This is a genomic window from Chitinophaga sancti (genome assembly GCF_034087045.1).
Taxonomy (GTDB): Bacteria; Bacteroidota; Bacteroidia; order Chitinophagales; family Chitinophagaceae; genus Chitinophaga; species Chitinophaga sancti_B.
Window position 1 is genome coordinate 5255223 of the sequence record NZ_CP139247.1, and the last position, 11178, is coordinate 5266400.

General features: G+C 44.5%; 7 protein-coding genes. 5 read left to right on the forward strand and 2 right to left on the reverse strand.

Annotation, left to right across the window (positions count from 1 at the left end; genetic code table 11):
• Positions 1-121: 121 nt before the first annotated feature.
• On the reverse strand, positions 122-1360 hold the full coding sequence (serA, locus tag SIO70_RS21395; protein ID WP_320574138.1) for a phosphoglycerate dehydrogenase: 1239 nt from the start codon (positions 1358-1360) through the stop codon (positions 122-124).
• Between the two features lie 296 nt (positions 1361-1656).
• Between serA and SIO70_RS21400 the strand changes: the two genes are divergently transcribed.
• Positions 1657-2856 carry a serine hydrolase domain-containing protein gene (locus SIO70_RS21400; RefSeq protein ID WP_320574139.1) on the forward strand — a complete coding sequence of 400 codons (1200 nt, stop codon included), beginning with the start codon at positions 1657-1659 and terminating at the stop codon, positions 2854-2856.
• Positions 2857-3024: 168 nt separating this feature from the next.
• Here the strand turns inward: SIO70_RS21400 and SIO70_RS21405 are convergent, their stop codons facing one another.
• Positions 3025-4008, reverse strand: a complete 984-nt coding sequence (locus tag SIO70_RS21405) for a cation diffusion facilitator family transporter (protein WP_320574141.1) — start codon at positions 4006-4008, stop codon at positions 3025-3027.
• Positions 4009-4149: 141 nt separating this feature from the next.
• Here SIO70_RS21405 and SIO70_RS21410 point away from each other — a divergent pair, with 141 nt between their 5' ends.
• Genes SIO70_RS21410 through SIO70_RS21425 form a run of 4 tightly spaced genes read left to right on the forward strand, consistent with a single transcriptional unit; the run spans position 4150 to position 11100 of the window.
• Entirely contained in the window at positions 4150-7488 is a 3339-nt protein-coding gene (locus SIO70_RS21410; RefSeq protein WP_320574143.1) for a SusC/RagA family TonB-linked outer membrane protein, read from the forward strand.
• Between the two features lie 19 nt (positions 7489-7507).
• Positions 7508-8944: a RagB/SusD family nutrient uptake outer membrane protein gene (locus SIO70_RS21415; RefSeq protein ID WP_320574144.1), complete on the forward strand. Its 1437-nt coding sequence runs from the start codon at positions 7508-7510 to the stop codon at positions 8942-8944.
• Positions 8945-8964: 20 nt separating this feature from the next.
• Positions 8965-9792, forward strand: a complete 828-nt coding sequence (locus SIO70_RS21420; RefSeq protein WP_320574146.1) for a putative zinc-binding metallopeptidase — start codon at positions 8965-8967, stop codon at positions 9790-9792.
• 12 nt (positions 9793-9804) lie between these two features.
• Positions 9805-11100: a DUF4302 domain-containing protein gene (locus tag SIO70_RS21425; RefSeq protein WP_320574148.1), complete on the forward strand. Its 1296-nt coding sequence runs from the start codon at positions 9805-9807 to the stop codon at positions 11098-11100.
• Positions 11101-11178: the final 78 nt, after the last annotated feature.

Genomic DNA, 11178 nt, shown 5'->3' on the forward strand with positions numbered 1-11178 from the left:
TAAAGTAGAAATAAAATAGGCTTTAAGGCGTCCCGGCATACCCACCGGGGCGCCTTCCTTTTTAGGCAATAAAATACCCCGCAGCAGGCTGCGGGGTATTTTATCAAATTTATTAGTCCAATTAATAAAGCAATCTGGCCTTAATTGTATTCTTCACATTACGCAGCAATACAAACGCTTCTTTGGATAACCCACTATCCACATCCAATACCACGTAACCAACTGTATCATTCGTTTTCAAATACTGCCCCAGGATATTAATCTTATTCTGAGAAAGCACAGTATTGATTTCAGATAATACACCCGGAACATTCTGGTGAATATGCAAAATACGATGTGTATGATCTACTTCCGGAACGCTCATTGCCGGGATAGTATGAGAACCGAAGCTTGCACCTTTCTCCAGGTAGTTCAGCATCTTACTGCTCACATCAAGACCAATATTGTGCTGCGCTTCTTCGGTGCTACCACCGATGTGGGGCGTGAGGATCACATTGCTCAGTTTCTGCAGTGGTGTAGAGAATGCTGCACCGTTTTTTTCAGGTTCTACCGGGAATACGTCTATGGCAGCACCACTCAGGCGTTTTTCTACCAGCGCATCTCTCAGTGCTTCCAGGTCTACCACTTCACCACGTGCATAGTTGATGAAGATAGCTCCCGGTTTTGCATGGCTAAGCACCTCGGCAGTGATCATATTATTGGTTGTCTTGGTAGACGGTACATGCAGGGAGATTATATCTGACAGTGCAAACAGCTCATCCAGGGAGCGGATCTGGACCGCATTACCCAATGGCAGTTTGGTTTCCACATCATAGTAAAGTACGTTCATACCCATTGCCTCAGCGAGTACGCTCACCTGGCTACCGATATTACCATAACCAACTATACCCAGGCTTTTGCCTCTCAGTTCGAAGCTGCCTTTGGCTTCTTTCATCCAGGTACCTTCATGCGCAGCGGCATTTTTGTCCGGAATACGGCGGATGAGCATAATGGACAGACCAATTACAAGCTCAGCCACAGAACGGGTATTGGAATAAGGTGCATTGAATACGGCGACCCCAAACTCACGGGCACTTTTCAGGTCGACCTGGTTGGTACCTATACAAAAACAACCAATGGCCTGCAGTTTATGAGCTGCCTCCAATACATTGCGTGTCACCTGCGTCTTTGAGCGGATGCCCAGCAGATGCACATCTTTTACCTCACGAATCAGATCTTCTTCGCTCAGCGCTCCCGATAACCTTTTTACATTGGTATAACCAGCTGATGTAAATTGTGCCGCGGCGGCATCGCTGATGTTTTCCAACAATAAAATATTGATCTTTTCCTTCGGATAACTAGTCAACTTTTGCTGATCCATGATTCTATTTTATATGTTACCAACTGCAAAACAATTGGCTTAATGTTTGTTATTACGGCAAACAAAGCACAAACCTAAAAGATGTTGCGCAAAAATCAAATAGCAGTCCCTTCAAATTTGATTTCGTCAAAATTAATCCAGTTTTCGGGCTTTATTTTGCCATTTTCGGGGTATAAATCTTAAAATACCTTTAAAATGACCAATTTGGGATTGAAATTTTTGCCCAACTTAGCTTTAGGTCCTAATTTTAAGGCTTTTACGAAATATTTGTCACAAGATCGACTCTTAACAGCAGAATGAAAGCAGCTTTTATTGCACTAACTATCTCCGGGTTTACGTTATACGCTGTTACCGCTTGTCAAAGCAATGCGGCGTATAATAAGGATAGAAAATCGAGAACAAAGGATACTACGCAGATTGAGATTACTGATGAGGCGAGAGCTGCTGTACTCAATTCTCCCCGCACCAAGGCGCAGCAACAGGAACTGGAAGCTTTTTACAATACAAATTTATTGCGCTCCGGCTTTAATGGATCTATGATTGTAGCCAAGAAAGGGGTGATTATCTTCGAAAAATATCATGGCTTGGAGAACTTCAGAACGAAAAACTCCCTGATCGGGGAGAATTCTTCGTTCCAGATGGCCTCTGTGTCCAAAACATTTACCGGGATGGCTACCTTATACCTGGCTGAACAGCAGAAGCTGAGCCTGGAAGATACCCTACAAAAATTCTTTCCCGGTTTTCCATATAAGGGAATTACTGTCCGTATGTTGTTGTCCCACAGGAGCGGGTTACCAAATTACCTGTATTTCTGTGACAGCATCTGGCCGGATAAGAAGCGGTTTATGACCAATGACGATGTGATCCGCCTGATGGAACAACATAAACCAAGGATTCAGCACCTCCCTGATACCCATTTCCAATACTGTAATACCAATTTTATGCTCCTGGCTTCCATCATCGAAAAGGTGACCGGGCAGAAATATGCTGATTTCTTGCAAAATACCTTTTTTGGCCCGCTGGGTATGAATAATACATTTGTATATGATCCGGCTACCCCTGCAAGAGCACACCAGACCATCAGTCATAAATACAATGGGCAGGCAGAACCCGATACAAATTTTGATGGGGTGGTGGGTGATAAAGGGATATATAGTACTGCCCAGGATATGCTGAAATGGGATCAGGGATTATATGGCGGCAAACTGTTTACGCCGGAATGGTTGAAAATGGCATATACTCCTTATAGTCATGAAAAACCGGGGGTACGGAATTATGGATTGGGATGGAGATTGATGGTGTACCCCGATAGTTCTGAAATTGTATATCACAATGGCTGGTGGCACGGGAATAATACGGTGTTTTACAGAATTGTGAAAGATACGTCTACGATTATTATACTAGGGAATAAATATAATAGAAACATATACCATGCTGTGAAACCAGTAGCTGCGATTTTAGGAGCAGGTGATGGTAAGACGGAAGGTGAAGAATAGCGAAAATAAGGAGGGTATCAAGAATAAATTGACCTCTACTGAATTGCATATCTCTATTAGGTATCCGAATATTAGGTATCCGAAAAAAACGAGGCCGTATCAAAGTAAGATACGGCCTCGTTTTTTTTCCCGAGCTGGTTTGGCCATACGCCAGACCAGCTCCCACTTTTATTCTCCTCCATGTTTTCTATTCGGCAATACATTTTCCCTCTTCCAGGGTATCGTGCCCGTAAATTCATGCTGCCTTACCGCGCATTTCGCCATATGGCAATAATGACAACAGGAGCCAATACAGGGATCTGTATGTATAAAGAACTCCACTTCTCCTGATGTAAATGCATCATTCACCAGCTTCTCTATCGCCTTCAATTCCTCATGCGAATCATTCAATAATAAATAATACGGCAGGGTCAGATGGCAATCAATATGATAATTATTCCCATACTGCTGTACCCGCATATTATGTATATCAATCCACTTGTCTCTGCGGTGCTCCTCTAAGATCCGGATCACCTTATCCACCATCTGCATATCCGTTTCATCCATCAGACCAGAAATAGACTGACGCAGCAACCGGTAGCCCTGGCGCAAAATAAGAGTCCCCATCAATGCAGACGCCAGTGGATCTATCCAGATCCATCCCGTAAAGTGAATGAGCAATAGCGCAGCGACCAGTCCGGCACTGCTATACACATCTGTCATGATATGCGACCCATTACCTGTAATGGTAAGAGATGACAGCTTTTTCCCTTCGCGTAATAAATAAGCCCCTAATATAAGATTCCCCAATGCCGTACCCCCAATGATCCAGAGCCCCTTGTCAATACTCTCCAGCGTATTGGGAATAAAGAAAAACTGGGCAGCTTTAAAAAGGATTAAACAACCCGCTATAAAAATCATGGCCCCTTCAAACCCGATGGAGAAGAATTCCACCTTCCCATGCCCATAAGGGTGGTTTTCATCTTTCGGCTTGCTGGTCAGGTAAATACTGTAACAGGCAAAGGCGCCGGCTACCACATTGATAATGGATTCGAGGGCGTCTGACAATATCGCTACTGAGTGCGTAAGGAACCAGGCAAGGAACTTGGTTCCCGTAAGTACAAAACTTACGATCAGGGAGATCAATATAACACGTAATTCTTTTCTCTGCAAAACACAATTAATTGATCCACAAAGAAAGGAAATTTTCCGTAAGTTTAGTGTAAGTGAGTGTGAGTTAAAAAATAACAAAACATAACTGTAGCAAAATAAAGATGTAACTGTAGTAATAGTCCCCCAACCAAAATCGTAATTATGCTGAATTTCAACCCAAAGTCTGCATGGCTATGCCTGCTATTGTGCAGCATATGCATGAATCCTGTGCATGCATTTCAACAACCCGCTGATATAGTCATTACCGGTGTGGTCCGGCTACTCGACAAGAATGGAGTGACCGCCGCCGCCCCGGGTGTCAGTGTAATAGAGCAAGGCACAAAGAATGGTACTATGACGGGTCCGGATGGAACCTACAAACTTAAAGTAAAGACGGGGGCTACCGTCGTCTTTTCCATGGTCGGGTACAAATCCATTACCCGTGCCGCCCAATCGGTCATCAATCCAACACTGGAAGAAGATGTGAGTAACCTGGGCGAAGTAGTGGTCACCGGTTACCAGACCATTGATAGAAAACTCTTTACAGGTGCGGCCACTTCAGTGAAAGCATCGGACGTAAGGCGTGCCGGTATTGCGGATGTAAGCCGTATGCTGGAAGGCCAGGTGGCCGGTGTGAGTATCCAAAACGTATCTGGTACATTCGGTGCCGCGCCCAAAATCCGTATTCGTGGCGCTACCAGCATCACAGGTGATAATAAACCCCTGTGGGTGGTGGATGGTGTCGTGCTGGAAGATGTGATCAATGTAAGCAACGAACAACTCTCCACCGGGAACCCTTCTACCCTGCTCGGCTCTTCTGTGGCGGGTTTGAACTCGGACGATATTGAGAGTTTCCAGATATTAAAAGACGCTGCCGCCACCGCACTCTATGGCGCCAGAGCAATGAATGGCGTAGTCGTGATCACGACCAAGAAAGGTCGTGTAGGCAAGCCGGTAGTTTCCTACACAGGTAACTTCTCTACTTACCTGAAACCTACCTATGATCAGTTTGACATCATGAATTCTGCTAACCAGATGTCCGTCTATACAGAACTGGAACGCAAAGGCTGGCTGAACCACTCTGATGCCACCCGTGCGGAAAATGGCGGTGTCTATACCAAAATGTACAACCTGATCGATACCTACGATGCAACAAAAGGACAGTTTGGACTGGCAAATACCCCCGAAGCCCGCAAGGCATTTCTCCAAAGATATGCCGGTGCCAATACGGACTGGTTCAATACATTATTTAAGAACTCACTGATGCAGGAACATTCCGTGAGCATCTCTTCCGGTACAGACCGGTCACAGCTCTATGTATCTACAAGCTTCCTGCAGGATGGCGGCTGGACCCCGGCAGATAAACTGAAACGCTTTACCGGGAATGTAAGAGCGAATTACAACTTCAATGACAAGGTCTCCTTTGGATTTATAACCCAGGGCGTGATTCGTGATCAACGGGTACCCGGTAGCCTGAACAGGAACAGTAACCCGGTAAGCGGACAGTTTGACCGTGACTTCGACATCAACCCATACAGCTATGCACTGAATACCAGCCGTACACTCACTGCATATGATGAACAGGGCCACCTGGAATACTTTACCCGCAACTTCGCTCCTTTCAATATCCTCAACGAAATGGCAAACAATTACATTGATGTGAGCCAGCTGGACTTGAAATTACAGGGCGAGTTTTCCTATAAGATCCTGCCGAAACTGAAATACACTTTTCTTGGTAACATCCGCTATGTAAAAAGTAGCCAGGAACATAAGGTAAAAGAAAACTCCAATATGCCAATGGCGTACAGAGCCGCAGGCGATGCGACCATCAGGGATAGAAACAGATTCCTCTACAAAGATCCGGATAATCCCGATGCTGAAGCCATCGTCGTTTTACCCTATGGTGGTATTTATTCCACTGATGATGATTACCTCGTAAGCTATTATTACAGGAATACATTAGAATGGAGTAAGACCTGGAACAATACACACACCCTGAATCTGCTAGGCTCACAGGAGTTGCGCTATGCCAACAGGCAGAACAAACAATTCGATGGATATGGTTACCAGTTTGACAAAGGCGGTGTACCTTATATAGATCCCAACATTATCAAGCAGAATGTAGAGAATAATTTCAACTACTACAGCATGACGATGAACTACGATCGTTATTTAGCTTATCTCGCAAATGCTGCTTATTCCTACAAGGGCAAATATAACTTCAATGGAAGTGTACGCTATGATGGGTCGAATCTGCTGGGTGAATCCAGAACCGCAAGATGGCTGCCTACATGGAATGTGAGCGGGTCATGGAACCTCGACACAGAAGATTTCATGCAATCTCTGAATAATATAAACAGGCTTACCCTGAGAGCCACCTATGGTCTGACCGGAAGTATGGGAAATGCAAGAAACTCAAGTGTCGTATTGCAAAACAGAAGTACGAACAGACCTTATCTATCTGAAGTAGAATCAGTCATTTATATACAAAGTTTAGAAAATTCCCAACTCACCTGGGAAAAGCAATATGAGACAAATGTAGGCATTGACCTGGGCATGTTTCAGGATAAATTAACCCTGACACTGGATGGATATTTAAGACAAGGATTTGATCTTATCGGCCCAATTCGTACTTCAGGTATTGGTGGTGAAGAAATCAAAATCGCGAACTATGGAGACATGCATTCCAAAGGTGTGGAAGCAACCATTGCTTATAAAATCCTCGATGACAGAGAATGGGGATTACGCACCCAACTTACTCTTGGCTATAACAAAGGAAAGATCACCCGGTTGGAAAATAACCCGATCATCTGGGACCTGGTCGTAGCTGAAGGCGGGGCCACTCAAGGGCACCCTGTAAGAGGATTGTATTCCATCCCATTTGCAGGGTTGAACCCCAAAGACGGTACACCATTGTTTATAAATGAAAATGGAGAGACCAGCAACAATGTATATCTGCAAAGTGACAAGGTACAAAACCTCCATTATGACGGACCTGTAGATCCTACACTCACTGGTGGATGGTATAATACACTACGGTATAAAAACTTCTCCCTCTCTGCATTGGTTACTTACAGTACGGGCAATAAGATCCGCCTGAACCCCGGCTTCAAACAACAGTACTCCGATCTCGATGCCAGCTCTAATGACTTCCTCAACAGATGGACATTACCAGGCGATGAAGCACGTACCAATGTGCCCAGCATACTTGATAAATATGGGGAATCGCTACTGGATGGCGTGTATCCTTATAATAATTACAACTACTCTACTGTACGCGTAGCAGATGGTAGCTTTGTTCGTCTAAAGCAGGTATCCCTGACGTATGGCTTTAAACCCAAAGGATTCAACAACCTCTCTGTGAGCCTGGTAGCCAATAACGTTTGGCTCATATATTCTGACAAACGATTGAATGGACAGGACCCTGAATTCTTCAATGCAGGAGGTGTGGCATTGCCTATTCCACGTCAGTTCACCCTATCAGTAAAGGCCAGTCTGTAACCCTTTAAAACACGCATTCATGAAAAAACATCATATCTTATTATTCATATTACTGGCAGGCAGCGGGTGTAAGAAATACCTGGAGCAGGCACCAGATCAGCGTACACAATTGAACAGTGTGGAAAAAGTAGCTGAGCTGTTAGGTACGGCGTATCCGCAGGCAGACTACGCCACCTTTACCGAAGCAGCATCAGACAATGCGGCCGACAAAGGAACAGGCGGTACCGTATCGCTGGAGATCAATACCAACCCTTATTACTTCAGGGACGTAATAGATAAAACAGAGGGCTCTCCTACTTACTACTGGAACAATTGCTATAAAGCCATTGCAGCCTGTAACCAGACATTGCAGGCAATCGAAAATGCAGATAACCCGGCAGACTACAATGCACAAAAAGGCGAAGCATTGGTAGCAAGAGCGTATGCACACTTCATGCTCGTAACACTCTTTTCTAAAGTATATGATGCTGCTACCGCTGCCCAGGACCCGGGCATTCCATATGTGACCACCCCTGAAAATGTAGTGATCAAACAATATGAGCGCAATACGGTGGCTTATGTTTATGAGCAGATCGAAAAAGATCTGACTACCGGGTTACCGCTTATTAAAAATACCTCCTACACAATACCTAAATATCACTTTACCACTTCGGCCGCGAATGCATTTGCGACACGCTTCTATTTATTTAAAAAGGATTATCAGAAAGTGCTCAACTATGCAGGGAATGTATTTCCAGGAGGCAATATTAAAAGTAACCTGCGCCAATGGGTAACGGTGTATCAAAACCTCACCGCTGCGGAAGCATTGGCCTTATATACAAACGCTACTGAGCCTGCAAATCTGCTATTGGTAGAAGCCCCTTCTATATGGGCCCGCAACGTAGCGCAATACAGGTACGGACTGCAAACGGATCTTGTATATAATATATATCGGTATCCCAACGTGACCGGCGCTACCTGGGTACAACCACTCTATTATGTTGGCGATAATACTGACAACTGGGAGATCCTCAAGTTCAGAGAGCACTTTGTACGTTCCAGTGCCAATGCGGATATCGGGGTGCCTTATACCATCTTCCCACTCTTTACTGCAGAAGAAGTTTTATTCAACAGAGCTGAAGCAAACATCTATCTGGGTAATTATGACGCCGCCAAGCAGGACCTGAATGACTACGCCAGTATGCGTATAGATGGTTACAATACCAGTAACCGTATCACAAATACAAAGCTGGCCAACTTTTATGGCACTACCGATGTAAAGACCGGCCTCATTTATACCCTGCTGGATTTTAAACAGGCAGAATTCATGCAGGAAGGTATGCGCTGGTTCGATATACTTCGCTATCACATTCCTGTATCACATAGTGGTGAAACCCTGACTGGCGAAGACCTCCGCAGATTGTTCCAGTTACCACAGGAAGTGAAACTCTCCGGTATTGAACAAAATCCCCGTTAACCGCCTTAAAAATTTTGAAAATGAAATACTTATCAATATTGCTGATCATGCTGCTGGTGGCCTGTTCCAAGAAGGAAACCCTGGACACAGACCTGCCGGGACTAGGTGGTGAGACCTGGGAAAAAGGACCACTGGATTACTGGCTGGATTCGAATTTTGTGAATCCGTATAATATAGAAGTGAAATACCGGTTTGACCGTTATGAATTATCGTTGAACAAAGACCTGGTACCAGTTACGGAATCGCAGGTTGAACCTGTGATGACAACCATTGCCAAAACATGGATCGCTCCTTATATCGGTGAAGCAGGTGATGCTTTCTTTAAAACGTATTGTCAGAAACAGTTCGTTCTGGTAGGTAGCCCGCAATACAATACCAACAACACCGTAACCCTGGGTACTGCAGAAGGTGGCCGTAAAGTCGTACTCTTTGCGCTGAATGATTTTAGCCTGGATAATAAACCGGGAGTACGGGAAATGTTGCACACGATCCATCATGAGTTTGCACACATCCTGCATCAGACGATCATGTACCCTGTGGAATTCAAAACAATTTCTACAGGGTATACCGGCAGCTGGAATGATTACACATTAGACGAAGCGCTGGCAAGAGGGTTTGTGACCCAGTATGCACGTAGTGCACCGGATGAAGACTTTGTAGAAATGGTATCGACTATGCTGGTAGAAGGCAAAAGTGGTTTTGATGCCATCGTAGCCAGTGCGCCAGATGACGGCGCCGCCAAATTACGCCAGAAGGAAGAGATCGTAGTACGGTACTTCAAGGAAAGCTGGAATATTGACTTTTACAGTCTGCAGACAAGAACCCAGGACGCTATTAATAATCTTTAATACAGCTCAAACATGCGTACACATATATTATATATACTGATACTGGCATGCCTCCTGTGCTGCCGGAAAGATCAGACAACATCTATCTTTGGTGAGACGCCCGACCAGCGCCTGGAAAAAGCGCTGGCAGATTATAAAACAAGGTTAACAGGTGCTGAGTATGGATGGAAAACAGCCGTGTTTCCACCAGCCGGCGGCGGGTATAGTTTCTTCTTTACTTTCGATACCGCAGGCAGGGTAACCATGTATGGCGACGTAACGGAAGATGCTGCAGCTACTCCCGAAAACAGTACCTACCGTTTAAAAGCCATGCAACGCCCCTCCTTATTATTTGATACCTACTCTTACCTGCACCTGCTGGCAGACCCGGATCCAAATGTATATGGTGGGGTCACCGGTCAGGGATATTATGTAGACTTTGAGTATTCTATTGACAGTGTATCGGCTGATACGATCAAACTAACGGGGATCACTTATAGTACCAAAATGATTTTGATAAAGGCGACAAAGGCAGAACACGATGCCTATACCTCCGGCGCTTTTGGTAACCAGTTAGTAGATATTGAGAATAACGTTGCTGATTTCCCCTGGCAATATTTACAATTTACAGATGGTCGCAAATTGCAGGTGAGCATAAATACGTTTACGAAAAACTTTACCTTAATCTATCTCGATGATGCAGGAAAAGTACAGCTGATCACAACCCCATTTTACTATACAACCAATGGTTTGTATTTACAAACACCCATTACATATGGCAGCTATACCTTTAATGAGGTATTCTGGGATGCTGATAACCAGGTGTTTTATGTAACAATAAATGGCAGCCGGGTAGATGTACAGGCGGCTGATAATTCGATTATTCCTATGCATCTGTTGATCGGTGTAAGTTTCTCTTCTATCGTAGTGCCGCCACAGGCAATTCCCGGATGGTCAGATGATTTTACAAATATGTGGAAGTCTATCGCGACATCATTGAAGAGTGGAAATTATGGGTTGACGTTGTATTATACTTATTTCACGTTTGACAAAGATGCAGGCGTTTTATACCTGGATGTATATGTGATTCAGAATAACCGGTTGTACCTGGCAGAGTACCCATATACTTATACCAAAACCACCGCAGGCGTATTTGACTTTACAGGACAGGCATATTCTGGCAATGCGGCACTGATAGATACAGATATGGCGCCGTTACTTGATCACCTTGAAAACGATCATTTCACCATGGACTTTTATCAGGGAACGTTGGGGCAGCTGAAAAGTGTAGAGGATTCGGGATTCTATTTTACCGGATACCTGGAATAGTGAAAAAATAAAGAATACTCCTTCGAACTGTGAAAATGGAAACGTTAAAAGAGCGTGTATCTTACTTTTAAGATACAC